This window comes from Streptomyces sp. NBC_01197 (assembly GCF_036010505.1).
In the GTDB taxonomy this organism is placed as follows: domain Bacteria; phylum Actinomycetota; class Actinomycetes; order Streptomycetales; family Streptomycetaceae; genus Streptomyces.
In genome coordinates this window covers 19,121-44,838 of record NZ_CP108569.1, presented here as the reverse complement: position 1 = coordinate 44,838, position 25,718 = coordinate 19,121, and the positions used below count along the sequence as shown (strand labels likewise).

General features: G+C 69.0%; 21 protein-coding genes. 2 read left to right on the top strand and 19 right to left on the bottom strand.

The window, feature by feature from the left end:
* Positions 1-179 precede the first annotated feature (179 nt).
* From OG452_RS00200 to OG452_RS00140, 13 genes are all read right to left on the bottom strand, one after another.
* Positions 180-1,100, bottom strand: coding sequence for an SDR family NAD(P)-dependent oxidoreductase (locus tag OG452_RS00200; protein ID WP_327293538.1), 921 nt, complete (start codon positions 1,098-1,100; stop codon positions 180-182).
* 69 nt (positions 1,101-1,169) lie between these two features.
* Entirely contained in the window at positions 1,170-2,483 is a 1,314-nt protein-coding gene (locus OG452_RS00195; protein ID WP_327293537.1) for a dihydrolipoamide acetyltransferase family protein, read from the bottom strand.
* Between the two features lie 17 nt (positions 2,484-2,500).
* Positions 2,501-4,684: an alpha-ketoacid dehydrogenase subunit alpha/beta gene (locus OG452_RS00190; RefSeq protein WP_327293536.1), complete on the bottom strand. Its 2,184-nt coding sequence runs from the start codon at positions 4,682-4,684 to the stop codon at positions 2,501-2,503.
* Positions 4,685-4,771: 87 nt separating this feature from the next.
* Positions 4,772-6,031 carry a M24 family metallopeptidase gene (locus tag OG452_RS00185; RefSeq protein ID WP_327293535.1) on the bottom strand — a complete coding sequence of 420 codons (1,260 nt, stop codon included), beginning with the start codon at positions 6,029-6,031 and terminating at the stop codon, positions 4,772-4,774.
* Positions 6,032-6,079: 48 nt separating this feature from the next.
* Positions 6,080-7,213: an oxidoreductase gene (locus OG452_RS00180; RefSeq protein ID WP_327293534.1), complete on the bottom strand. Its 1,134-nt coding sequence runs from the start codon at positions 7,211-7,213 to the stop codon at positions 6,080-6,082.
* Positions 7,213-7,518 carry a muconolactone Delta-isomerase family protein gene (locus OG452_RS00175; protein ID WP_327293533.1) on the bottom strand — a complete coding sequence of 102 codons (306 nt, stop codon included), beginning with the start codon at positions 7,516-7,518 and terminating at the stop codon, positions 7,213-7,215. Before OG452_RS00175 ends, OG452_RS00180 begins: the two co-directional genes overlap by 1 nt.
* 15 nt (positions 7,519-7,533) lie before the next feature.
* Positions 7,534-9,114 (bottom strand): FAD-dependent oxidoreductase, encoded by a 1,581-nt coding sequence (locus OG452_RS00170; RefSeq protein ID WP_327293532.1) that lies wholly within the window; start codon positions 9,112-9,114, stop codon positions 7,534-7,536.
* Between the two features lie 58 nt (positions 9,115-9,172).
* Complete coding sequence (locus OG452_RS00165; RefSeq protein ID WP_327293531.1) at positions 9,173-9,730, bottom strand: nuclear transport factor 2 family protein; 558 nt, start codon at positions 9,728-9,730, stop codon at positions 9,173-9,175.
* Positions 9,731-9,962: 232 nt separating this feature from the next.
* Positions 9,963-10,751: an enoyl-CoA hydratase/isomerase family protein gene (locus OG452_RS00160; RefSeq protein WP_327293530.1), complete on the bottom strand. Its 789-nt coding sequence runs from the start codon at positions 10,749-10,751 to the stop codon at positions 9,963-9,965.
* Positions 10,742-12,319, bottom strand: a complete 1,578-nt coding sequence (locus OG452_RS00155; protein ID WP_327293529.1) for a CocE/NonD family hydrolase — start codon at positions 12,317-12,319, stop codon at positions 10,742-10,744. The genes OG452_RS00160 and OG452_RS00155 overlap by 10 nt, the downstream gene beginning before the upstream one ends.
* Before the next feature lie 73 nt (positions 12,320-12,392).
* Complete coding sequence (locus tag OG452_RS00150) at positions 12,393-13,997, bottom strand: flavin-containing monooxygenase (RefSeq protein WP_327293528.1); 1,605 nt, start codon at positions 13,995-13,997, stop codon at positions 12,393-12,395.
* A gap of 51 nt (positions 13,998-14,048) precedes the next feature.
* Positions 14,049-15,200 carry an FAS1-like dehydratase domain-containing protein gene (locus OG452_RS00145; RefSeq protein ID WP_327293527.1) on the bottom strand — a complete coding sequence of 384 codons (1,152 nt, stop codon included), beginning with the start codon at positions 15,198-15,200 and terminating at the stop codon, positions 14,049-14,051.
* The gene (locus OG452_RS00140) at positions 15,200-17,854 is read right to left on the bottom strand and encodes an acetate--CoA ligase family protein (protein ID WP_327293526.1); all 2,655 of its coding nucleotides are present in this window, start codon (positions 17,852-17,854) and stop codon (positions 15,200-15,202) included. Before OG452_RS00140 ends, OG452_RS00145 begins: the two co-directional genes overlap by 1 nt.
* A gap of 161 nt (positions 17,855-18,015) precedes the next feature.
* On the opposite strand from OG452_RS00140, the gene OG452_RS00135 reads away from it, so the two are divergent.
* The gene (locus tag OG452_RS00135) at positions 18,016-18,807 is read left to right on the top strand and encodes an IclR family transcriptional regulator (RefSeq protein WP_327293525.1); all 792 of its coding nucleotides are present in this window, start codon (positions 18,016-18,018) and stop codon (positions 18,805-18,807) included.
* Positions 18,808-18,813: 6 nt separating this feature from the next.
* Here OG452_RS00135 and OG452_RS00130 read toward each other — a convergent pair whose 3' ends face one another.
* Positions 18,814-19,353, bottom strand: a complete 540-nt coding sequence (locus OG452_RS00130) for a nuclear transport factor 2 family protein (RefSeq protein WP_327293524.1) — start codon at positions 19,351-19,353, stop codon at positions 18,814-18,816.
* A 671-nt stretch (positions 19,354-20,024) separates the two neighbouring features.
* Here OG452_RS00130 and OG452_RS00125 point away from each other — a divergent pair.
* Positions 20,025-21,416 carry an MFS transporter gene (locus OG452_RS00125; RefSeq protein WP_327293523.1) on the top strand — a complete coding sequence of 464 codons (1,392 nt, stop codon included), beginning with the start codon at positions 20,025-20,027 and terminating at the stop codon, positions 21,414-21,416.
* On the opposite strand, the gene OG452_RS00120 is transcribed toward OG452_RS00125, so the two are convergent.
* From OG452_RS00120 to OG452_RS00100, 5 genes are all read right to left on the bottom strand, one after another.
* The gene (locus tag OG452_RS00120; protein ID WP_327293522.1) at positions 21,388-22,170 is read right to left on the bottom strand and encodes an SDR family NAD(P)-dependent oxidoreductase; all 783 of its coding nucleotides are present in this window, start codon (positions 22,168-22,170) and stop codon (positions 21,388-21,390) included. The genes OG452_RS00125 and OG452_RS00120 overlap by 29 nt on opposite strands.
* A complete protein-coding gene (locus OG452_RS00115) occupies positions 22,167-23,099 on the bottom strand; it encodes an SDR family NAD(P)-dependent oxidoreductase (protein WP_327293521.1) in 933 nt (310 codons plus the stop codon). The genes OG452_RS00120 and OG452_RS00115 overlap by 4 nt, the downstream gene beginning before the upstream one ends.
* A gap of 71 nt (positions 23,100-23,170) precedes the next feature.
* A complete protein-coding gene (locus OG452_RS00110; RefSeq protein WP_327293520.1) occupies positions 23,171-23,941 on the bottom strand; it encodes an SDR family NAD(P)-dependent oxidoreductase in 771 nt (256 codons plus the stop codon).
* A 59-nt stretch (positions 23,942-24,000) separates the two neighbouring features.
* Positions 24,001-24,960, bottom strand: a complete 960-nt coding sequence (locus OG452_RS00105; protein WP_327293519.1) for an isocitrate lyase/PEP mutase family protein — start codon at positions 24,958-24,960, stop codon at positions 24,001-24,003.
* Positions 24,957-25,484: a cupin domain-containing protein gene (locus OG452_RS00100; protein ID WP_327293518.1), complete on the bottom strand. Its 528-nt coding sequence runs from the start codon at positions 25,482-25,484 to the stop codon at positions 24,957-24,959. Before OG452_RS00100 ends, OG452_RS00105 begins: the two co-directional genes overlap by 4 nt.
* Positions 25,485-25,718: the final 234 nt, after the last annotated feature.

The window sequence follows — 25,718 nt, the reverse complement described above, 5'->3', positions numbered from 1 at the left end:
CCTCTTCCAGAGTCAGCGGCCGGCCGGTTCCGTGGAATCGCCATGGCTTGATCGGTCCTACTTCTCCTTTGCTGCGGGAGATACGCACGGTCGGCACATCGCCCACCGCCCGTGGATCGTCGGCGAACCGTATGGTCCAACTTGCCGCACTGAGCTTGTCGTTGGCCTGTTCAGTGCGATCACGTGGTTGCAGGGTCGAACACGACGACTCCGGGCTCGACAAGCCGCGCGTCGGTGTTGGTCAGGGTGCCGTAAGGCTGAAGGCGGTCCCGGAACATGTCGTCGAAGGCCCGCTCGACATCCTGTACGGTCCACGAGTCGCGGGTCAGTGGCCGGTCCAGGACCTGGGGGTGGGTCATCAGGTGCAGTTCGCGCCCGTTCGCGAGGCGTACGACCTGGCCGTTCACGCCCTTGCTCAGGTCGGACAGCAAGTAGAGAACGACGGGTGCGTTCGTCGCGGGTGGCGGCGCGACCGCCTGCCCGCCGAAGTACTTCGTATAAGCGGCCGTGCCGGCGTCCATCATGGGCGTGGAGGCATGCGGGGCCATGGCATTGACCCGGATGTCCCCGTCCTGGCCGCCGAACTCGTTTGCCCAGGCGTACGTGAGCGAGGCGACCGCACCCTTGGCCGCCGCGTACGCGCTCATCATCCGCAGACCGACCTGCGCGCCCGAGGTTACGTTGACGATGGACCCGCTGCCCTGCATCGCGGCGAGACCGTGAACCGACATGAAGTAGGTCCCGTAGACGCCGATGTCGATGTGCCGGCGGATATCGGCCTCGGTCTCGGTGCCCGCGACGGTGGGGTTCAGGTAACCGGCGTTGTTCACCAGGCCGTCGAGTTTGCCAAAGCGTTCCACGGCTGCCGCGACGAGCTTCTCGCAGCTGTCCCAGTCGGTGACGTCGGAAACGACCGCGAGCGCCTCGCCACCCGCGCCGTTGATCGACGCGGCGACTGCCTCGACAGACTCCGCGTTGATGTCCGAGATGACGACGCGCGCGCCCTCGGTGACGGCAGCGCGTGCGTACGCCTCGCCGAGACCGCGGCCTGCGCCGGTTATCAGGACATGCTTGCCCCGGAGGACTCCCGTACTGGGCATGATTCAAACTCCCTTGTCTGAGGGGCTGTGCTGGTCTGAGCTGGGTGTCGTGTGCGACCGAACTCGGTGTCAGACCAGCAGCAGCATCGGGTTTTCGATCCGCTCGACGAACGCCGTGAGCCACTGTGCGGCGAGCGCGCCGTCGATCACGCGGTGGTCGGCCGAGAGCGTCACCGTCATCACCGTGCCCACGGCCAGCTCTCCGTCGTCCACGACGGGCACTTGTCGAACCGCGCCGACCGCCAGGATCCCCGCCTGCGGCGGGTTGATGATCGCTGAGAACTCCTGGCTTCCGTACATGCCGAGGTTCGACACGGAGAAGGAGCCGCCCTCGAGCTCGTGCTGCCTGAGGCGCCCGGCCCGGGCGCGCTCGGCGAGGTCCCGCACGGTGAGCGCTATCTCGCTGACGGCCAGCCGGTCCACGTTGCGTACGACGGGCGTGACGAGCCCGCCCTCGATCGCGACGGCCACCGCGACGTCGACAGTGAGGTGGCGGTGCAGGACGGTCTCGCCCCAGGTGGCGTTCGCCTCCGGGATCGCACGCAGGACTCCCGCGACGGCCTTGAGTACGAAGTCGTTGACCGACACCTTGACGTCGGCGACCGCGTTGACCTGCTTACGCAGGGCAAGCAGCTCGTCGACCCGTGCGTCCGCGACGAGGTAGAAGTGCGGCACCGAGGTCTTGCTCTCGGTGAGACGGCGGGCGATCGCGCGCCGCATGGAGGTCAGCGGGACCTCCTCCACGCCGTCCGGGGCGGAGGCGCCAGAGGCTGGCGCCGCAGGCGCGGCGGGTGCCGATGCCGCGGCGGGCGATGCAGTCGCTGCAGGCTCGGCGCCGGACGCCGCCGGGGACATGGGAACATCGCGTCCCTCACGGACCGCGCCCTCGATGTCACGGCGCACGACACGGCCGCTCGGTCCTGTCCCCGTGATCGTGGCGAGGTCGATGCCGTGCTCCTTCGCCAGCCTGCGCACGAGCGGGCTGGTGAAGCGTCGGCCAGAGGGCTCGGCCGGCCCACGTGTGACGGAGCAGGACTGGGGCACGGCGCTCGAGGCCCCCGCCGAGGAGGCGGCGGGCGCAGGCGCAGTGGCTGCAGGGGAGGAGGCCGGTGTCGCCCCGCCGGTCGCCCCCTCCACCCCCTCCACCCCCTCCACGGCCTCGCCCGGCGCGCCGACCGCGACGATCGGGTCTCCGACCGTGACCGTGGCGCCCTCGTCGGCGAAGAGGTGCAGTACGGTGCCCTCAACCTCGGAGGCGTACTCGACGACCGCTTTGTCGGTCTCGATCTCGGCGAGGGCGGTGCCGACGGCGATCTCCTGGCCGAGTGCGACCAGCCAGGTGGTGATCGCGGCCTCAGTGGTGTCGGCGAGTACCTCGGGCATGCGCACGATAGTGGCCATCAGACACCCCCCATCCCGGCGCGGACCTGCCCGATTCCCACGACGACCTCTTCGGTGCGGGCTATGGCGGCGCGCTCGAGCACCTTGGAGATGCTGGGGCTGGCCTCCGAGCCGGTGACCCGCTGGACGGGCTGGTCGAGCCAGTCGAACAGGCGGCGGTGGAGTTCGTCGGCGAGCCACCCGCCGTACGAGGTGCCCTTGGCACCTTGCTCGACGATCAGCACGGCGTTGGTCTTCCTCACCGACGTCTCGATGGTCTCCCAGTCGACTGAGGCGCGGTCGAGCCAGCGCAGGTCGATGACGTCGGCGTCGAGACCGGTCTCCTCGACCGACTCCAGGACGTGGTGGACCATCGACAGGTAGCTGATGATCGTGACGTCGGAGCCCTCGTGCCGCAGCGCGGCCTTGCCGAACGGCAGTTGGTAGTCGAGGTCTTCGGGGATCTCGTCGGCCCGGGCGTACAGGTCGACGTGTTCGATCACGAGCACCGGGTCCTCCAGAGCGAGCGCGGCGTTCATCAGGCCGACGTAGTCGGCGGCCGTCGACGGTGCGACGATCCGCCAGCCGGGGCTGGTCGCGAAGACGCCTGCGGGGTCCATGAGGTGCTGGGAGCCGTACCCGGAGCCCATCGCGACCTTGGTGCGCAGCACGAGCGGCACGGGGTTGACGCCGCCGAACATGTGGCGGGCCTTGCCGATCTGGTTGAAAACCTGGTCGGCGGCGACCCACATGAAGTCGGGGTACATGAACTCGACCACGGGGCGGAAGCGGCCGTCGAGGGCAAGGCCGCCCCCGAGACCGACGAAGGCGTTCTCGCTGATCGGGGTGGGGAGGACGCGTCCGGGGAAGCGCTTGGCCAGGCCTTTGGTGGCTCCGTTGGTGCCACCACCGAGGCGGTGCACGTCCTCACCAATGACGACGATCCGGTCATCCTGCTCCATGCGGCGGCCCATCACGGCCGAGACGGCATCGATGAACTTGCCGCGCTTGCCGACGACCGGAGTGGTCGCCGGGTCGAGCGTGCGCGCGCCGTCCAGCTCGCTGGTGTCACCGCGCAGGCCCACGTCGACGAACTCCGGCTGGGGCCACAGCTCGGGGCGGATGCGCCGCTTGCCGTCGGCATGGGGGTCGGTCTCGAGCAGCTGTGCGGTGACTTCGCGCATCGCCTGCCGCGCCTGATCGCGCACCGAGTCGACCTGGGTCTGGCTCACCAGGCCCAGCCCTTGCATCTCCGTGGCGACGCGCAGCAGCGGGTCGCGCTCGCGCCACGCCGCCTCCTCTTTCTTCGTACGGTAGCCGAAGGCACTGCCGGGATAAGGCCCGTTCTGGTGGAAGAAGCGGTACACCTCGGCCTCGATGACAGCCGGGCCCTCGCCCGCACGCATCCGCTCGCCGGCCTCGGTCGTCGCGAGGTGCACGGCGAGGGGATCCATGCCGTCGACGCGCCAGCCCGGCACGCCGAACCCTTGTCCGCGCACCGACAGGCGGGTGTCGGCGGTGATCTCGGAGACGTGCGTGGAGACGCCGTAGAGGTTGTTCTCGATGAAGAACCCGCTGGGGAGCTTCCACACGGCCGCGAGGTTCATGCTCTCGAGCACGGAGCCGATCTGGGCTGCTCCGTCGCCGAAGTAGTTGATCGTCAGGTCGGTGGTGCCCGCATGCTTCTGCGCCCACGCGTTGCCGGTGGCCATCGGGGCGCCGCCGCCTACGATCGCGTTGGTGCCGAGCGCCCCTGCCTCGAACCACTGCAGGTGCATCGACCCACCGCGGCCACGGCAGTACCCCTGCGCGAGACCGAGGATCTCGGCGAGGGCCTTCTGCAGGACGTCACGGATCTCGGGCGTGACGAGGGCGGTGAGGTCGGAGCGGACACCGCCCACGTGGGTCAGCGCCTTCGCGAGGAACTGGTGGTGCCCGCGGTGGGACCCGTTGACGGCGTCCGTCGAGCGCAGGCCGATGATCGAGCCGACCGCGCCGCCCTCCTGGCCGATGCTCGAGTGGGCAGGCCCGTGGACGAGCCCCTCGCCGGCGAGTTCGAGCACGGTCTCCTCGAAGGAGCGGATCAGGTGCAGCTGGGCCAGCATGCCCGCGAGGAGCGCGGGGTCGGCACGCTTCCAGTCCGCGGGGGTGGTACTCAGCTCGACCCACGGGGTCTGCGTGTCCAGTCGCCGATGCTTCGGCATGGTCGTCCCTTCAGCACACGCCGGCGTGCGCGTCGTCCTCGTGGAAGTGGTGTGGGGCGCGGGATGGAAGAAGGTGCCCCACCGGTGTCAGGCGGCGGTCTGGATCATCTCGTCGCGCTTGTAGTGGTCGAGCAGCTCGGCGCCGTTGGCGGTGATCACGACGAGGTTCTCGAGCCGGACGCCGCCCACGCGGTGCTGCCCTTCGATGCCCTCGATCGCGATGACCATGCCTTCCTTGATCTCCTCGGGGTGGTCGAAGGACCACTCGCGGGTGATCACCGGCGGGTTGTAGTGGATGGCGCGCGAACCGGCGTTGACCAGGCCGACCCCGTGTCCGAGCTCAAGGCTGAAGCACTCGGTCTCCGACCCGAAGCCCAGCTCCTCGGCGGGGGCGAGCACGGCCGCGACGTCCGCGGTGCTCGCGCCGGGGCGCATCAGGGAGATCGCGTGGTCGAGGCGGTCGGTGAGCTTCGTGTACGACGAACTCTCCGTCGCGGTCGGCGCGCGGCCGACAATGAACTGGCGGTACAGGCACGCGGTGTAGCCCATGTAGGACGTCCCGCAGGTCAACAGGTAGGCGAGGTCGCCGTACTCGACGATGCGGTCGCCGCCGCTGATCCCCCGCGGGAAGGACAGCGGGCCCGACAGCAGACGGGCCGCGCCGGCCTCGGCGCCCGCGTCCTCGATGGCGCGCCGGGCTGCGGTCGAGAGCTGTGCCTGGCGGACGCCGGGGCGCAGGTTCGCACGGACCGTCTCGTAGCCGGCGGCCGCCAGGCTGGCGGCCATGGAGATGCAGGCGATCTCGTCGGCCGTTTTGACGGTCCCGCACTCGAGCAGCAGTGGCAGGCCGGGGACCGTGTCGATGCCTGCGGCGTGGAGAGCACGCATCCCCGCCTCGTCGATCTCGCTCACGGCGAGCTGCTCGCCCGTGAGGGACCGCTCGGCGAGCTCGTCACGGATCTGCGCGGCGAAAGCGATGGACAGTTCCGCGATCGCCGAAGCAGGGGCCACCCCGCCCAGCCAGGAGATGGCCGGACGCCACCCGGGCACCCACGGCGCCTGGTCGGGCATCTGCTGCAGGGAGCCCGCGGGGGAGAACACGACCGGGTCGCCCTCGGCGAAGAACAGGGCGTATCCGGTCTGCAGCTGGAATTCCCCCCAGTGGAATCCCGTGAGGTAGCGGACGTTGTCGGCGCCGGCCAGCAGAAGCGCCGGCACACCCTGCGCGCGCATGAGCGCGCGCATCCGGTCTGCGCGCTCGCGGCGCATCCGGTCGACGTCCACGCCGACGTGGAGCTCGGAGCGGACAGGGCCGAAGTGCAGCTTCTGGTGGTGTCGAGGGTGCATCGGGGTGCCTTTCTTCGCGTACTGGGACCGCGGGGCGGCAAGGCGGGCTCAGGCGCCGCTGAGCGTGTGCCGGGTCCGGTCGAACGGGACGACCCGCTCGAGCCCGCCGTCGCGGACCTTCTCAACCCACGCAGGGTCTGCGATCAGGGCACGGCCGAGGGCGACCACGTCGAACTCGCCGGCGTCGAACTGCTCGGCGAGCAGCTCCAGGCGTTCCTCGAGCGACTCGCGGATCACGACGGGTACCTTCTCGGCAGCGGCCCCGGCGCCGCGGAACTCGGTGTCGACCCCGACGGACCCGACGGTGATGACGTGCGCCCCCGTGAGGCGCTTCGCCCACCCGGCCAGGCTGAGCGTCGGGTCGTCCTCGGGGAACTCGGGCAGCCAGTGGCGCCGGGTGGAGGCGTGGAGGACGTCCAACCCGGCATCGACCAGCGGCACGAGGAGTCTCTCGAGGTCGCGGGGAGTCTCGGCGATGCGTTCCGTGTAGTGGTCGGCCTTCCATTGCGAGAAGCGGAAGACGATCGCGAGGTCGTCGCCCACGGCGCCCCGCACGGCCTTCACGACCTCCGTCGGCAGGACGGTGCTGTTGCCGTAGCGGTCCTCGCGCTGGTTCGTGCGGTGCCAGAGGAACTCGTCGAGCAGGTAGCCGTGCGCACCGTGCAGTTCGACCCCGTCGAACCCGATCCTGCGGGAGAGCGCGGCCGCCTCTGCGAAGCTCGCGACGACCGCGTCGATTTCGGTGGTCGTCAGGGGCTCGCCGAGCGGTCTCCCGTCGAGGTCGAGGCCGGACGGCGACTGCGGTGGCACGCCCGGGTTGAGCGGGGAGGCGGTGCCACGCAGCGCACCCACGTGCCACAGCTGCGGGACGATCGCCGAGCCCTCGGCGTGCACGGCGTCGACGACCTTCCGCCAGCCGTCGGCCGCGGGTTCGCTGAGGTGCGGCACCGTCACTTTGTGCCCCGACGCCTCCCCGCCGACGTACGTGCCCTCGGTGATGATCAGCGCCACTCCGCCCGCAGCACGGGCCCGGTAGTGCTCGGCGTTCTCGGCCGCGGGTATCCCGCTTGGCGACATTTCGCGGGTCATCGGGGCGAGCGCGAACCGGTTGCGCAGGTGGAGCGACCGGACGTCCAGGGGCGAGTGCAGTGCCTCCAAGAGGCCGCGGGTGGGCGCGCCCATCACTCGCCCCCCGCCTGGATCTGCTCCCAACGGACGGTGGACGGGTGGACGACCAGCGGCGTCACCGTGATGTCGAGGTACGGGAAGAGCGGCAGGCCGCTGATCAGTGTGTGCAGCTCGTCGTTGTCCTCGACGTCCCAGACCGCGAGCGTGGCGTATGCCCCGGCCTTGCGCCAGACGTGCAGCTGCTTGCCGGCGCGCCGGGCCTTCATTCCGTAGTTGCTCTCGGCCTGCGTCAGTGCCTCCCACGCTTCGGCGTCGAGCGTCTCGGGCTTGCGGACTTGGATGTCCACCAGGAAGAGCATGACTGTTCTCCTCTCTCAGGCGGGCTGGACCACCGGCGTACCGGTGATCGCGGCCAGCGCTTTTGCGACTGTGGCGGGGGTGTTGTCGGTGACCCGGGCCAGGACGTGGCCGTCCGGGCGGACGAGTACGGCGCCGTCGGTATCGATCCCGTAGGTGGCCAGAGCCCCTGGGGTCAGGGCGACGGACGTGGCGGGCACGCCGTGGTCGGCGGCCGCACGGATCGCCTCGTCCGCGGCGCGTGCCCCGGTGGCGGCGAAGACCGTCACCCCGGCGCCGAGCACGTCGAGGGTCGAAGTGGTGCGGGCCTCGTCGAGCCACACGTGCGGGGCCCGCTCGCCGGGGTCGGCGCTCGGGGTGTACGTGCTGACCGGCCACGGGCCGCGGGACCGGCCCGGCTCCGGGACGACCGCCCCCTGGTCGTAGCGGTAGCCGATGTCCAGGCCCAGGTGGTGGAAGTTCTCGCTGCGGAAGGTGCGCGGGCCGTCGTGCTCCGCCCCCACATGCGAGCGGAAGTTCAGGACCGCCTCCTCGCGGTCGAACAGCGCGACCGGGCGGCGCTCAGGGCCGTAGGTGTCGAGCAGCGCGGGGGCGGCCCAGCCCCGCAGGACGGCGGCGAGCTTCCAGGCGAGGTTGTGGACGTCCTGGATGCCGGCGTTCTGGTTGAACCCGCCGTAAGGAGGCATGACATGTGCCGCGTCGCCCGCGAGGAAGACCCGGCCCTTCTGATAGTCGCTCGCCACCCAGGCGCCGACCTCCCACGCGCGACAGTCGATGATGTCGACGTCCAGGTCGGGGTCCCCGGTGGCCAGGCGGAGTTGCTCCCGCCAGTCGACCTGGTCGACCGGCAGACGGTCGAGGACCGGAGGCCGGCCGAGCATCGCCACGCGTCCTTCGGTGTCGACCGGTGCGAACACCACCGTGCCGACGGTGTCGGGGTTGTCGATGTAGATGAAGGCGGACTCGCTGTCCGTGCGCGACCTGATGAGATCGGAGCGGAACAGCACACTCACGGACTGCTGCAGGGAGGGCTCGCCGTCACGCCCGATGCCGAGCTGCTCCCGGATTCCGCTCTGCGCACCGTCGGCGCCGATCACATAGGCCGCCTCGACCGTCTCGGTGCTGCCGTCCAGTCGGGAGCGCAGCTCGAGCCGCACACCGTCCTCGATCTCGGTCACCGACAGGACCTCCGTCGACAGCCGGACGTCGATGGGAGGCCGCAGCGCGGCCTCGCGCAGGACCGGCTCCAGGATGTCCTGCGAGCACAAGAACACCTCGAGAGGGAGCGGGGAGAGGTCGTTGTCGCCACCGCCGGCGACCACCGAGGACTCGACGACGTCGCTCCAGGGGGAGACAACGTCCTTGCCGAGATAACGGATGGGAGGAGTTGCGAGCCCGGCAGCGCGCACCCGCTCCTCGATGCCCCACGAACGGAAGATCTCCATGGTGCGGACGTTCACGGCGCGGGACTTCGGGTGGAGCGCGGGCTCGGCATGCTTGTCGATCAGCATGACGCTGATGCCCCGGTGAGCCAGGTCGATCGTCGCGCTCAGCCCGACGGGCCCGGCGCCTACCACCGCAACATCGATGCGGGTCATAAAGGTGTCCTCACGCGAATTCGCCGTCACATTGGGGAAGTTGAGCCGTCCGACGGGTTCACCAGTCGGCGGCGTAGATCGGGTCGTCCGGGTACAGGCCGCCGAAGGCCGAGGTGGACGGGATCTTGAACAGCTCGGTGTAGTCCGCCTCCGGTCCCAGGCGCTGCGCCCAGTCCCACACGCAGGTGCGCGACAGCACCTTCCACACGCCCTGGCGGTGATCGCAGAGGTCCCGGTAGCGCCCGCAGAGCACGTCCGAGGGGCCGCCGTCCGGGCGCACCCGCAGGTAAATGAACGCCGTCTCCCGGCGTGCGCGGTCGCCGTCCAGGTCGACCAGCATGTTCGTCACGTAGTGGCTCGACCGGTGGCCGAGCTGCTCCTGGAGCTCCATCGTCCAGTCGCAGAAGTCGTGTGAGGTGCCCACGAACATGCCGTGGTTCTCGGTCGACTCGGGCCAGTAGGTCGACTTCATGAGGCCGAGCTCCTTGCGGTCCATGCCGCGGCAGTAGCGCGCCATGTTCTCCGAGAGCTCCTGCTTGGCGAGCAGGGTGCGCAGTTGCTCCCGCTCGGTGCCCGTCAGAGGGCCTGTGGCGCTCGTCGATGGTGTGTCGGCCATCTTCGATGCCTCCTTGCGTGTGTGCTTTCGGGGCGGCCCGGAGCCAGGTCCGGTCCCCGGCCGGGCAATCAGGGGCGTGCGCTCTCCGGGTGCGGTCGCGGGCCGGCCTCGCACGAGCACTTCTCCGCGCGACATACACACGCCGGACGGGAACGGGGCTGCATTGGGAAGGCAGGCCATCGGCACCTTCAGGGACAACGGGAGGACGCTGTGGTGTCCTGGCAGGGGCGGCTCAGGCCGACTCCTCCACCTTCGTGGGCTGCCAGCCCGTGCCGATGGCGACGAGGCCCTCGGTCATCATGCCGTGGCTGACGCCCTGGAGCATGACCTTCTTGAGCTCGGCGAGCATGAGCATGCGCGTGCTGCGCAGGGTCAGCTGGGGTTGCTTGACGATCTGGCGGGCCAGCTCGTAGGCGCGCGTCACCACCTGGTCCTTGGGGACGATCTCGTTGACAGCACCCCACTCGAGGGCCTTCTGCGCGTCGATCTCCGTGCCGGTGAGAAGCATGTAGCGCGCGCGGTTGAGGCCGATCACGGCCGGCCAGATGACCTGCATGCCGTCACCGGGGACGACGCCCACCGAGAAGTGCGGGTGGTCGCCGAACACGGTGTCCTCCGACGCGATCGAGATGTCACACAGCAGCGCCTGCTCACTGTGGACGCGTGCGGGGCCGTTGATCGCCGCGATCATGGGCACCTCGATCTCGAGGTGGTCGAGCACGAGACGCTTCGCGTCGGCATGGAGCTTGATCCAGATCTCCGGGGTGACCCAGCCCTTGTCCGGGATCGGGACCTCCCGGTCGATGAAGGTCTCGCCGCCGCCGGTGAGGATGACGGCCTTGTTCTCCGGGTCCTTGCCGATGTCGCCCCAGACCGACGACAGGTTGTCGTGGACGTCCGTGCCCCAGTAGACCTCGGCACCGTCGGTGTGGACTGTGACGAGGAGGATGCCGTCCTCGTCACGATCCAGCTTGAGGTGCTTGTACTTGTCCTTGTAGTCGGCGAAGCGAGTCACAGCCATGGTGTCTTCTCCTTGAAGGTGGGGTCCTGCTCTGGGGGAGGCCAGACGACGTCGAGGTGCAGGGCTGGGGTCCGCTCGAGCACGGAGAAGCCCGCGCGGGGCCCGTCCTCGAGACGTGGGAAGTCCGATGCGGCGACGGTCAGCGACAGGCGCGTTCCCCGGTCGAGTCGCACGGCGGTCGGCCCGAGATCCACGCCGATCGTCTCGCCCTGCCTGGCGCTCGCGGTGGTGCGGCTGGAGCCCTCGGCCAGCAGCACCGACTCGCCGTCCTGGTCGGTCGTCGACAGCTTGACGACGACCGCCGTGGGTGCATCGCTCGCCACGGCGAGCGTGCAGGTGATGCTCCCGAGGACGTCTGTGTCCTCGGGCAACGGGTCGCAGAGGAGCGCGACGACGTCGTCGCGCTCGCTCAGGCGTCCTTGGGGGCGGGGGCCGGCGTTCGCGGCGACTTTGTACCCGGGGAGGAACGTGCGCCCGCCGATCGTCGGGACGGGCTCGGCCGACACGAGAGCGTGCGGGGAACCGACCACGCGCAGCGGGACCTCGACCGGCTGGGCCTCCTGCGGAGGCCAGGTCGAGAAGGACCGCCACTCATTGGCACCCATGACGAACGCGGTGACGGGGTCGGCGGGCGGCGGGCCGCCGTCACGCAGCGTCTCGAACCAACGGAGCTGGAGCCCGGTTGGGTCCAGCGCGTCGAACGACGCCGCCGGGCCGTAGGTGTGCCCGGGGAACCAGCCACCCATCACGCCGTGCGCCCAGGGACCGACGAGCAGCCGGTCGTGCGGCTGCCGGGTGCCGGCGGCATCGCGGCGGGTGTAACTGGCGACGGATCCCGGGCCGAAGATGTCGAACCACCCGGCGATCACGAGCGCGGGCACGCGGACGCGCCCGGCCGCCTCTGGGCCCACGATCTCCCCGCTCCGGTCCCGCCAGTCCGGTAGGTACGGGGCGAGGTCGCCCGCGGCCTTGATGAGGTCATCGAATGTGCGGTAACAGCCGTCCGTTACGCCCTGGATGAGGGCGGCGGCACGGGCGCGGTCCTCGGGGGAGAGGTCTTTACTGCTGGCCGCCAGCACGGACACCCAGTGCGCCAGGAACCCGAATGTCAGGTTCTGCTCCTCGTGTGTCCAGCCGGTGGTGACGTCGTCCGCGGTGCTTCCCGGCACGATGCCCAGGAGCCCCTCGGGCGCCCGGGTGGCGGCCAGCCACTGAGTGATGCCCACGTACGAGCCGCCGACCATGCCGACGTGCCCGTCGGACCACGGCTGTTCGCGGACCCACGCGATCGTGTCGGCTCCGTCGTCGGCCTCGTGCGCGAAGGGGACGAAGGTTCCGCCGCTGCGGAACCGGCCGCGCACGTCCTGGACGACGACGGTCCACCCGCTCTCGGCGGCGCGCAGCACGTTGATCCAGGTGTTGGCGTGTGCGGGGTCGTCCTTGCTGTAGGGGGTGCGGATCAGCACGGTGGAGCGGGGCTCCGCCCCCTCGGGCCGGTAGATATCGGCCGCGAGGACCGTGCCGTCGCGCATGGTGACGGGAACGTGCTTGTCGACGACGAGACTCATGACCACCTCCTCGTGGTGCCTCTGATGCGGGTCGGCGGACCAGCAGGCCGGCCTGCCGACCGGCAGGTCCGGGTCAGCTGGTGAACTCGAACCCCTCGTACTTCTCGCCGAGGTACTCATCGACGTCAGCGACGTAGCGGTCGAACCCGCCCGCGTACGGCAAAAAGAAGCGCGATCCGTCGTACCGGTTGACCTGCACCATGTAGTTGTCCACGGCCCGGCGGAGCATCGGCTCGGCGATCTCGTTGCAGTGGTCGCCCCACTTCTTCTCGGCCTCGAGGGTCGGCTCGACGCGCTCGGCCCTCGCCTCCTGGGCGTGGCCGATGATCTTGCCGACGAGGTCGACGTGGTAGTTGTTCAGCGTGAAGAAGTTCGCCAGCACGCTGGGGCTCTGGATCCCCGTGAGGGTGAACAGGTTGGGGAAGGCGTTCGACATGAGCCCCAGGTAGGTCTGCGGCTTGTACGTCCACCGGGCGCTGGGCTGCTGCCCGTGCTCGTTGCGGACGTTGGCTTGGTCCAGGGCGCCGGTGAACGCCTCGAACCCGAGGGCGAACACGATGACGTCGACCTCGTACTCGGCCTCCCCGGTCTTGATGCCGGTCGCCGTAATGCGCTCGATCGGGTCGTCGCGCACGTCGACGAGTGAGACGTTGTCCTGCTTGAAGATCGGGTAGTAGCCGGTGTCGATGACCAGTCGTCGGGTGCCGAGGGGGTACGACGTCGGCATCAGCTTTGCCACGGTCTGCGGGTCATCAACCTGCTGGGCGACCTTGCTGCGCACGAACTGCGAGACCACGTCGTTGATCTCGATGTTCGTTCCCTGGTCGGTGAACGTGCTGAGCAGGCACTGCCCGCCGAACGCCCACCGGGTCTCCAGGATCTGCAGGCGCTGCTCGGGCGAGTAGTCGACGCCGCGGCCCGCGGGTGGCGGCAGCACATACCCGACCGGCGTCGCGTAGCTCTCGTCGCGGAACTCCAGGACCTTGTGCGACAGACGCTCCTTCTTGACCGGATCGGCCGGGCGGTTGTGCGCCGGGACGACGTAGTGCGGAGTGCGCTGCATGACGTAGAGGTGCCCGGCGGTCTTGGCGATCTCGGTCGCCGCTTGGACGCCCGAGGAACCCGTGCCGACGACGGCGACCCGCTTGCCCGCGTAGTCGACGGGCGTCTGCGGCCAGTGGGACGTCTGGTACCACTCGCCCTCGAAGTCGCCCAGGCCCTTGAACTCGGGGTCTTTGGGACGGGACAGATTGCCCGTCGCCATGACCAGGTAGCGCGCCCGCACCGTGCGGCCGGTGTCGGTCGTGATCAGGTACCTGTTCTCCTCCGGATTCCACTCCGCCGACGTCACCCGGGTGCTGAGCGAGAGGTTGCGGCGCACGTCGAGCCGGTCGGCGACATAGTTCAGGTAGCGCAGGATCTCGGGCTGGGCGGCGTACCGCTCGCTCCAGTCCCAGCCGGCGTAGAGCTCCTCGTCGAACATGTACGAGTAGCTGTCGCTCTCGAGGTCGACGCGGGCGCCCGGGTAGGCGTTGTGGTACCAGACGCCGCCCACACCGGGCGCCCCCTCGAAGCCGTGCACGGAGTGCCCCAGCTCGGCGAAGCGGTGCAGGGCGTAGATGCCGCCCATCCCCGCGCCGACCACGACGACCGAATACTCTTCAACCTGACCGTTCACTGGACACTCCTTCTTCAGTGCACGTCCTCGGGCACTGGGGGTACCGGCCGCTCAGGCCTCGGGCAGAGAGACGGTCGCGACGGCGGTCGTGGTCTCGACGCCCAGTTGGTTGACGGCCTTGAGCGTGAGCTCGGCGCAGGCGCCGTGCGTCTCGTCCTCGAATACGCGGGTGACCTCACCGCCGATCCACTGGGTGTCGCCGAAGACGCCGGGCTGCTTGATGCGCACCGAGATCTTCAGGAGGCCGGCGTCGTCGCCCATCCAGTTGGTCACGCAGTGCGTCATCCAGGACACGCGCTGGTTGCCGTTGTCGTAGGCGCCAGGCATTCCGATGGCGCGGGCCATCGCGGCGTCCTGGTGACCCAGGCTCGGGAACGGCTCGGACAGGAAGTGCTCGGGACCGAGGTTGGTCGGCGCCATCGGGTCGCCGTTGCGCACACGCTCCTGCTGGCGCACGCGCGTCTCGACGCCGCGGTAGCCGGCGGTGCCGATGGCACCCGCGTAGTAGGCGGTCATGGTGATCAGGTCCAGGGGACCCTTGACGACCTTGGGGATCACGTCACCGACGTGCACGGTGCCGGCGAAGCGGGCACGCGGTCCGCGGACCTCTTCGGCGAGGATCTCGGTACGGATCTTGGCCATCTCCTCGTCGGTGTACAGGTGCGGGTCGCGGGGCTCGTGCATGCGCGTGCTCTCGGTGCTGCGAGCGACGCAGACGATCGTGTTGCGCACGGTGCCGACGAGCTCCTCGCCGACGAAGTAGTCGGTGCGGCCGACCTGTTCGACCAGGCGGCCGGAGCGGCGGCCCTCACGCTCGCGCACATCCTCGACGAAGGAGCGGGCCCTGATGCGCTCGCCCAGGCGGATCGGGCGGTGGAACTCGACGTCGGCGCCGAGGTGGAGCGCCTGCAGACCCTCGGACATACCCATCGCGAGCTCGGCGTCGCAGACCGAGTACAGGAAGGTCGGCGGGGCGACGCGGGTGGCGAAGCGAGTGTTCCTCGCGTACGTCTCGTCGAGCCACAGGGGGTTCTCGTCACCGATACCCCACGCGTAGTGGCGGATCGTGTCGGCGCTCGCCTCCTCGTTCCACTGGACGACCACGGCCGACTGGCCGATGAAGCTCTTCATGTAGGCGACGTCCTCGTCGCTGATCTGCTTGCTGGGGACGGCCTTGCCGGTGGGGGCGGTGGTGGTGGTCATCAGTTGGGTCCTTCCAGAGTGAGGTGGACAGACACGACGGCGTCGACGACCGTGACGGTCGCCGTCTCGGGGTCTGCCAGGATCGGGTTGAACTCGAACTCGTGGACCTCCCCGCGCTGCTCCGCCCACGCGATGAGGTCCATCACCGCGTCGGTCAGGGCGTCGAGGGTCTGCGCGCCGGGGTCTTTGCGCAGCCCGGCGGTGACGACGCGCACTGCGGCGATCGCGTCGCGTACCTCGGGGCGTGAGGTGGGCAGCGGCAGGATGCTGATGTCGTCGATCGCCTCCGTCATGCTGCCGCCGGCGCCCAGGACCAACACGGGGCCGAACTCGGGGTCGCGGCGCAGGCCCACGAGCACCTCGGTCTTGCCGGGGGCCATGGTCTGTACGGAGATCGTGGCGTTCTCGGACTGGATGGCGGTAAGGCGGACCGCCGCATGGCGCGCGGCCTCGGGGTTGTCGACGCCGATGAAAACGCCCCCTGCATCGGCCTTGTGGAGGATGTCGGGGTCGTCGATCTTGATGGCGACGGGGAAGCCGATCTCCTCGGCGGCGCGGACGACGGACTCGACGTCGCGTTCGGCACGGCTGGCGGGTACGGGGACGCCAGCTGCGGCGAGCTCCTCGGCGATCTCCCGGAACGTGAGGTACTCGGTTCCGCCGGCAGCGGCCGCTGAGCGCAGGGACGTGCCGACGAGCTGACCGCGCGCGGCGCGCGTGCGCTGGACCTTCGACCAAGAGGCAGCGGACGCGATCGCGTCGAGGGCGCGGGTGGCGGTCGGCAGTGCGATCGCTCCTGCGGCGCGCAACACCTGAGCCTGCTCGGTCGTGACGCGGTCGTCCTCGGACAGCGGGACGACGACGACCCGTACACCCTCCGGGGCGTCCATCGCCGCGATACCGGCGGCGAGTTCGTCGAAGTCGTGTGCCAGGCGCGTCGCGGTGACGATGACCCACCCGCCCGTCGAGGTCGTGACCACGCTGTCGACGATGCGTACGTAGTCGGCGGTGGTCAGCTGCACGCCGACGTCGACGGGGTTGCCCACGTGGTCGCTGCCCACGGCCGCGGCGATCCTGGCGGCTGCCTCGGTACCGAGGTCGCGGAAGGTGAGGTCGCGGTCCTCCGCCAGGTCGTTCCAGAGGACAGCCTGTGCGCCGGAGGTGGTGACGACTGTGAGCTCGTGGTCGTCACCGGCGAGCCTGCCGGCGAAGACATCGAACGTCTCCGTCAGATCGAGGAGCTGCTCGGGCGAGGTGCACACCGTCCCGAAGCGATGGCGCAGGACGCTCTGGGCGACCCGGCCGCTGCCCGCGAGCTTCCCGGTGTGCGACCGCGCGCCGAGCGCACCGCGGGCGGAGCGCCCGAGCTTGAGCACCGCTACGGGGACCCCGCGCTCGCCGGCTGCCGCAGCCGCGGCCTCGAGGTCGTCGCCCGGGCGGAAGCTCTCGACGATGGAGGCCAGGACACGCGTGTCCTCCTCGGCGGTGAGCCAGCCGACCCAGTCGGTGAAACCCAGCGAGATCTCGTTGCCGGAGCTGCTCCAGGCGCTCAGCCCGCTGACGCCGCGCGCGACCAGGGACTGCATGAGCGCGTTGCCCAGCCCGCCGCTCTGGCTGAACAGCGCCACGTGCCCGACCGGAAGAGGGGTGCGCTGCAGGACTGACGAGAACGTCGCGGTCAGGGACCGGCCGACGTGCATGAAGCCGATGCAGTTGGGGCCGATCAGGCGTGTGCTGCTCCCGGCGAGCACCGCGCGAATCTTCTCGTCGCGGTCGTGCCGGCCGGTCTCGCCGAACCCGCTGGCGAAGGCGACGGCGAAGGGGACGCCCATGGCCACGGCCTCGCGCAGGTCCTCGATCACGCGGTCTGCGGGGCCGACGAGCACGGCGACGTCCGGGACCTCGGGCAGGGCGGAAAGCGATTGGTACGTGGGTACCCCGAGCACCTCGTCGTGGAGGGGGCTGACCGCGTAGTACCGCCCGTCGAACCGGAGCCGGGACAGGTAGTCGAGCGTGCGGCCCGACGTCTTCCACGGGTCGCGGGAGGGGCCGACGACGGCCACACTCTCGGCCCGAAGGGGGTTGTCGATCCGGGGTGTCTGCGGGCTGGCCGGGTCGGGCTCCGTGGCCCCGGCGGTCCGGCGGACCTCGCCGGGGCGGCGCACGTCGGGAACCTCGATCGCCTCGATCACGGCACCGAGGTCCTTCTCGGTGTCGAAGTAGGCGAACCCGCCGTCTCCGTTCAGGCCGTAGCCCCGGGCCGTCTGCGTCACGCGGTACCCCGACTCGGCCATGCGGGCGACCGCTCCGTCCAGGTCGTCCACGAAGACGCCGAGGTGGTGCAGGCCGACGTGGCCCTCATCGAGGAAGTCCTGGTAGATGCTCGGGCCGGTGAGCGGCTGGATGAGCTCGACCTGCGGGCTGGAGCCGCCCATGGCGAGCAGCATCTCGAACCTGCCCTCGGCATCGCCGTAGCGGGACCAGCGCAAGAACTCAGGTGTGTAGTGGTAGCAGGTCCACTCCTCGATCCCGAACATGCGGCCGTAGAGGTCGAGCGCGGCGTCGAAGTCGTTGACGAGGATCCCGATCTGCCCGACGTCACCGATCGGCGTCGATGCGATGGGAGGGACTGCCAGCGGCGGCGTAGCCGTCATGGTGTCTCCAGTTCCGCCGTGGAAAACTATCGTCATGCGATAGAGGCTTTCGCGATGAGGTATTTCTAGTGGGCGGCAGGGCGTGACGTCAATGGATGAGACAACCGCATTGCGAATCGATGTCGCCCAAACTTTCACCATGCGAGTGATATCCTGGTGGGGTGACGGCCAGGAACTCTGAATCTGACCCTGCGGCACCTCGCGACCTGGTCCAGTCGGTCGTCCGGGCCCTCGACATCGTCGACATCGTCGCCGAGAGCGACACGCCGCTGCGTGCGCAGGTCATCGCGCAGCGCGCGGGCCTGCACCTGGCCACGCTGTCGCACCTTTTGTCCACCCTCGTGTACACCGGCTATCTGCAGCGTCATGAGCGCGAGTACAGCCTGGGGGGCGGCAAGATCCTCTCCCTGAGCTCACGCGTCGAGGCGGACTGGCGGCCCAGCCGGCAGGCCTACGACATGCTGGAAACCGTCGTCAGCACGACCGGAGAGACGGCCTACCTGTCGGCGTGGCACGACGGAGACGTGACCATCGTGGCGATCCAGGAGGGGTCGCATTCGGTGCGCGTGGCCGACCTGCGCGTGGGGGTGTCGGGAGACATCCATGCGCGCGCGTCGGGCAAGGCACTCCTCGCGTACGGCATGCCCGCAGCAGTCGACAGGCTGGGGGACGCCGACGGGAAGCTGTCGGCACGCACCGAGAACACGGTGACATCCCGCGAGGCACTCGTCGCCGAACTCGAGAGGACGCGCGAGCGCGGGTACGCGATCGACGAGCAGGAGTACGTGACCGGTGCGTGCGGGCTCGCGGTCCCGATCTTCGAGGGCGCGCGGTGGCCGCAGACGGCCCTGTCCATCACGACGCCCCTGCATCGCTACGAGGACCCTGAGCACCGCGAGCTGTACGTCAAGGCCCTGCGCAAGGTGCGGGAGCTGGACGCGTCGATGGGCTGAACCTGCTCATTGGGCGAATTCGGTGGGGGCGCTCTTGATCCAGTCCTTGTAGATCGGATCGTCCTCGCGCCAGGCGCCCCAGTGCGAGACCCGGGGGACACCCACGATGCCCCAGTCGGTGTTGGTCTCCCTCACGTCGATCCAGTCCCAGACGCAGGTGCGATGGAGGATCTTCCACTCTCCGTCGCGCTTCTCGCACAGGTCGCGGTAGCGGCCCGCCTGATACATCGTCATGCCGGTCTCCTTGAAGGGCACGACGCAGAGGAACATCGACTCGCGCTTGGCGCGGTTGCCGTCGATCTCGGACAGGACGTTGGTGACGTGGTGGCTGCAGCTGAGGATCTGGTCCTCCCAGGCGAGTGCGGCATCCGCCCAGCCCGGCCCGTCACCGACGTACGCTCCGTGGTTGTCCCAGGAGTCGGGCCAGTAGGCCGACAAAATGAGGTCGCGGTCGTGGCGGTCGGCCCCGCGGACGTACATCATCAGGTTGTCGTGGAGAGCCTGCTTGTCCCACAGTTCCACCAGCTGAGCATCGGTCAAAGACATTGAGAACCTCGCCCTCCTGTGAAGTCGAGGGCCGCGTCGTCGCTGACCCTCGCCAGGAAAAACGTAGGAGGAGCCGGCCGGGGGGCGTGCTGGGAAGACACGACATCCCACGAAGATTGCACGCCAAATAACTCGGAGCTGTCGTTCATGCCGCGGTGGCGGCGCCCGCGGGGCGTCGTCGGACAGGGCGAGCTCCTCCAGGGTGCGGTAGTTGACGGCGCTACTGGTGGGGGCGTGAGGTTGGCCTTCTGAGACATCGCTGCAAGCCTCTTTTCATTTCGCATTGCGGCCACTACCTTCACCATGTGCGAGTTGCCTTGACGGGGAGCTCGCACCAACGACGGTCACGACGGCGTACTTTCACAGGTGCGCCGTGTCGATCGCGGAGAGGCGAGGTCCTCGAGGCACCTCGGCCACCAAGAAGTGACGCAGCCTCCCGTCGACGACACCTTCCTCGACTCCGGCCCTGGATCCGGCTTCTGCAAGAGGTGGGCACCGAGGGTGCTCTTCGCCCGGTGACGTGTGCATCGCCGTCAGAGCGGGACATCCACGCTCAACGCAAGCTCGCGCGAGCAGTCGAGACTCCATGCCGAGTGCGACCGCGCGAGCGAGGAAGTGACCGGCCACGCAACTGAGTTGGCGAAGCAACCAGAGTGAAGGACGGCGCAGGTATGAACATTGTTCCTGAGGTGACCTCCCAGCCGGACCGCTCCATGCTGAGGCGAGTTGCCGCTGCAGGTGGAATCGGCAACTTCGTCGAATGGTTCGACTACGCGCTCTACGGGTACCTCGCCACCACCATCGCGACGGTGTTCTTCCCGTCGCACAACCGGGATCTGTCCCTGCTGGCGACGTTCGCGGCTTTCGGTATCTCGTTCCTGCTGAGACCGCTGGGCGGATTGATATTCGGCAAGCTCGGCGACAGGGTCGGCCGACAGCGCACACTGGCCACGATCATCGTCATGATGTCCGCGTCGACATTCGTGATCGGCCTGCTGCCCACTCACCATCAGACCGGCGTCCTCGCGCCGGCACTCCTCGTTCTGGTGCGTTGCATCCAGGGCTTCTCAGCAGGTGGCGAGGTTGCGGGAGCTGCCTCGTTCACGGTCGAACACGCTCCCGCCGGCAAGCGCGCCACCTACGCGAGTGTGCTGCCGATGAGCAGCTCGCTCGCGTTCGTCGCTGCCGCGGGCCTCACGGCTCTTCTCTCGGCCTCGCTCTCCGCGTCGGACTTCAGCTCCTGGGGCTGGCGTCTTCCCTTCCTGATCGCCGGACCGCTCGGGCTGATCGGCCTCTACATCCGGCGCAGCGTGGAGGACACCCCCGCGTTCCGCAAAGTGCAAAAGGAAGGAAGGGTGGCCACGGCACCGCTGAAGGAGAGCCTCCGGACTCAGGGCAAGCCGATCCTGTTGCTGCTCGGCTTCCTGATGACGAACAGCGTCGGGTTCTACATGCTTGCCACGTACCTGCCCTCGTACTTCCAGGAACGGATCAAGCTCGGCAGCGACACCGCGCTTTTCACGAACATGGCCGCTCTGCTTCTGCACGTGGTGCTGATCGGAGTCTTCGCGGTCATGGCGGATCGCGTGGGACGCAAGCCGATCATGCTCGGCTCCTGCCTCGCGTTCGTCCTGCTCACCATCCCGGCCTTCCTTCTGGCACAGCAGGGGTCGGTCGGGGCACTCCTGGGGGCCCAGGCGATGCTTGCCACCGCGGAGGCAGGCACCTCTGCGGTGAACAGCCTGCTGCTCGTGGAGATGTTCCCGACACGGGTGCGCTATACGTCGGCCGCGGTGAGCTACAACCTTGCGTACATGCTCTTCGGGGGGACCGCGCCCTTCGTGGCGACCTTGCTCGTATCGCAGACCGGAAGCGGGATCGCGGTCGCGCTCTACATGACGATCATCGCCGTCATCTCCCTGGTCGCCGTGCTGCAGATCAGGGAGACCAAGAACGTCTCCCTGCTGGGAGTTACGGATGTTGAGCAGCCCGCACGCGCGGACACGCCCGTGGCCGGGCGGCACTCGGGCCGCCCTACTCGGACCCGAGGACGTCCTGGTTGATTGCGCCCTTGCCACCGTCGACCACGAGGTCGACGCCGTTGACGTAGCCGGCCTTGTCGGAGGCGAGGAAGACGACGGCCTCGGACACCTCGCTCGCGTCCGCGAAGCGCCTCGCCGGGATGTGCTTCGTCACGGATGCGATCGCCTCGTCGGACAGCGCGTCCCGGGCCATCGGTGTCATGATGGCGCCCGGCAGCACAGCGTTGACTCGGATCGCGTGCTTGCCGAACTCGAAGGCCGCCTGCTTGGTGAAGCCTCGGATGGCGAACTTGGATGCCGAGTACGCAGGGTTCACCGTCGTGTCGTAGCGCATGCCGGCCAGGGACGAGATGTTGACGATGGAGCCCCTGCCGTTCTCGACCATGGTGGGCAGCACCGCTTGCATGCCGAAGAAGGTCCCGGCCAGGTTGATGTCCATGATGCTGCGGTAGAGGTACTCACTGACCTCGAGGAGACCGGTGATCGGGCCGGCGATCCCGGCGTTGTTGACCAGGACGTCGACGGTGCCGAACACCGCTTTCGTCTCCTGGACCGCCTCCTCCCAACTGCCCGGGTCGGTGACGTCGAGTTCGAGGAAGAGGGCGTCACCGCCCAGTTCGTCCGCGAGTTTCTTGCCGCTCTCGACGTCCAGGTCGGCGACGACAACCTTCGCCCCCTCCTCGACGAACTTCCGGACGTGTGCCTCGCCCATTCCCTTCGCCCCGCCGGTGATGATGGCAACCTTGCCGTCCAGGATGCCGGCCACCGGGCTCACACCCTCTCCACGTTCGCGGCGTCCTCCGGCAGCACCGAGTCCAGCTCGGGAGCGAGGTGCACCATCTGGTCGCGGAACGACTCGCTCGCGTTGTGGAACACGCGCAGCTCGCCGTCCTTTGTCAGGGCCTGGGCCTGCTCGACCCACGCCTCGGGCGTGGCCGCCGCGGCATCGACGCGCTTCATGCCCGCGATGGCGACACGGCCCGCCGCGACACCCGCGATCTCGAACGTGTCGGCGTACGTCGTGGTGTCCTGGTGGGCGAGGTAGGTCACGAAGGCCGACACCGCCTCCGGCGGGACGTTCTTCTTCATGGCCTCCTGCACCACGGGGTTCGGGAACGCGTCGTGCGTCATCGGCGTCCACGCCACGGGCATGAGCGTCGTCACCTGCACACCGACCTCGCGCGCCTCGGCCGCGAGACCGATGCTCAGGCCCCACACCGCGGCCTTGGCCGCGGAGTAGGCCGAGTCGAGCGGCACACCCATGAGGCCGTTCGAGGAGATGTTGATCAGACGCCCCGTGCCCGAGGCGATGAGGTGCGGCATCGCGGCGCGCGACACCTCGACGACGCCCTTGATCGCGACGTCGAAGACGCGCCACCACGTGTCGCGGTCCATCTCCCAGAACGTGCCGAACGCGTTGATGCCCGCGTTGTTCACGACGACATCGAGCCCGCCGTACGCGTCGATCGCGGTGCGCACGATGGACTCCGCGCCGGTGACGACGTTGTTGACGTCGACCACGGCGGTACCGCCGTGGTCGATGATCTCGGCAACGACCGAGGCGGCGTTGTCCGCATTGAGGTCGTTCACGACGACGCGCGCACCGCGCGAGGCGAGCATCTTGGCGTGAGCGCGCCCCATGCCCTGGCCCGCGCCGGTGACGATCGCGATGCGGCCGCCGAAGTCGAGGTTCTGTGCAGGCATGTCCCTACTCCTCCTGTGGAGTTCAGCCGTTGTCTGTGCGGGGCCGCTCCCGCGGCCCCGGGGCGGGTCGTCTACTTGCCCGCGAGGTATCCGCCGTCGACCGGCAGCGTCACGCCCGTGACCATCCGCGCATGGTCGGAGCAGAGCCACACGACGGCGTTGGCCTGGTCCTCCGGCTCGGCCAGCACTCCCATCGGGATGCCCGCCAGGATGCTGTTCCTGAATTCGTCGCCGGGGTTCTGCTCGAAGGCGTTCATCATCATCGGGGTGGCCGTGGAGCCGGGGGCGAGTGCGTTGACCCGGATGCCCTTGGAGCCGTAGTCCATGGCGACGTTCCGAGTGATGCCGACGACGCCGAACTTGGCCGCGGTGTACGGCGCGTTGTAGGCGATGCCGATCAGTCCGGCACCGGAGGCGGTGTTCACGATCGCCCCGCCCCCGTTCTCCTCCATCGCGCGCACCTCGTGCTTCAGACAGTAGAAGAGGCTGTAGAGGCTGACCTTCATCACGCGGTCCCAGACGGCACTGTCTATGTCACCGATCGGTGCGAAGACACCATTGGTACCCGCGTTGTTGAACGCGAAGTCCAGCTTCTCGAAGGTGGACACCGTCGCGCCGACGAGCGCCTCGACCTGCGCCTCGTCGCTGACGTCGCAGCGCAGGAACGCCGCGGTGCCACCCTCCTTCTCGATCATCGCGACCGTCTCGGCACCGGCCTTCTCGTCGATGTCCGAGACCATTACGGAGGCCCCGGCCCGGGCCAGGGCGACCGCGGCCGCCTGTCCGATTCCGGACCCCGCGCCGGTCACCAGGCCGGCCTTGCCACTCATCGAACTCGTCATGACTCAGATTTCCTTTTCGGATGGGCTGCGGCGACGCGGGTGCGACGCCGGGGGGATGGTCAGTACGTTTCTCCTGCGTGCGGGCTTCTCTCGTAGTCGCGCTGCGCGTCCTGCGGGAGGTACTTCTCCTCGATGCGTCGCACCTCGTCGGAGGAGGGACGGCCGAACATGGCTCCCCAGCCGATGTCGTACTTCGTCCCGGCGTCACCGGTCACCTTCTGGAGGTACTCGGGGAAGCCCGTGGCCTCGCCGCTCTCGATGGCGTCGACCATGAAGTGGTAGACCTCGCGGACCCCGGGCAGGAAGACGGGCAGCGACTGCACCGCCTGCCCCATCGCCGTCATCTCGGCGACCGTCCGGGTCCCGATGAGCGGGACACCGACGACGTACGCGGGGCCGGGTGTCTCCTTGAGGGCGATCTCGGCCTGCTCCCACGTGTGGAAGCCCTCGTAGAAGATGACGTCGGCACCCGTCTCGGCCTTGTAGAGCTGTGCGCGGCGGATTGCCTCATCGAGGCCACCGCCGGCCGCACCGTAGGCGTCGGTGCGCGCGACGACGACGAAGTCCTCGTCGGACTTGTCACGCGCGTCGCACGCCGCGTTCAGCCGACCGATCGCCTCGACGTCGGAGACGAGTTCGACGCCGGCGACACCGCCGGACTTCTTCGGTTCGCGCTGGTCCTCGATGTGGATGCCCGCGACACCGGCGTCGATGAACTCCCGCACTGTGCGCTGCACGTTGAGGGGCGCGCCGTAGCCGGTGTCGCCGTCGCAGTAGATGGGGATGTCGGCAGCCCGCGCAGTGCGGCGTGCGAGGTCGACGACCTCGGTCATGGTGAGCCAGCCGACGTCCGAGACACCCTGCCACCAGGCCGACGCACCGCCGGAGAGCTGGAACGCTCCGAAGCCCGCGTGCTGCGCCATCTGTGCGTGGATCGGGACCGAACCGAGCGGCAGCAGCTCGGTCTTCTCGCACTCGAAGACCGCGCGCAGCGCCTTGCCGGGAGAGGTCAGGCTCATGCTGCGGCCCCCTCGGCGGTGTTGAAGCCGACGGTGACGACGACGTAGACACAGTCCTCGTCGTAGGGGTTCTTCCAGGCATGGGGCACGCCGGCCATGACGAGGAGGTCGCCGGGCACGAGGGTGCGCTTCTTGCCGCCGGGGAGCACCAGGTCGACCTTGCCGGAGATGACGACCTCGTAGTCGATGGTGTCACTGGCATGCATGCCGGCGTCGCTGTCGTCGCCGGTCGCGGACATGCTCTCGTCGAGGGTCGAGGCGTCGACCTCGCCCGACGAGTGTGCGGGGAAGCTGCTGATGCCGAACGTGGACCCGTTCGGCCCGGCCAGGGCGACCTTTGTAGGAGGTGCGCCGAAGGAGGTCTTGCTGTGTCCGCCCTCGATGGCCCAGTAGAAGGCCCCGGAGGACACACCGGGGAAGTCGAACTCGGTGGCGGGGCCCGGGTCGAGGAAGTCCGCCTCGCCGGCCTCGTTCTGGCCGGCGACGACCAGGCGGAACTTCTTGGGGTCGGGGAACGTGCTCATGTCTCTGCGCTCCTCTGTTGAAGGACGGGGAAGGGATGGGCCGGGCGTGGTGTCTCGGCGCCGAGCCAAGGGGAGGTGTCAGGCGTGCAGGCCGGTCCCTCGCATCAGGGGGACGGTGTCGCAGAGTGTCTGCAGGACTTCTGCGATCACCTCGGGGCGCCGCCCAGCGGGGGCAGGCAGGGGCCCTGGTGGATGTGTACGGACCTGTCCGGCCGGGCCGTTGCTCTGCTTGCA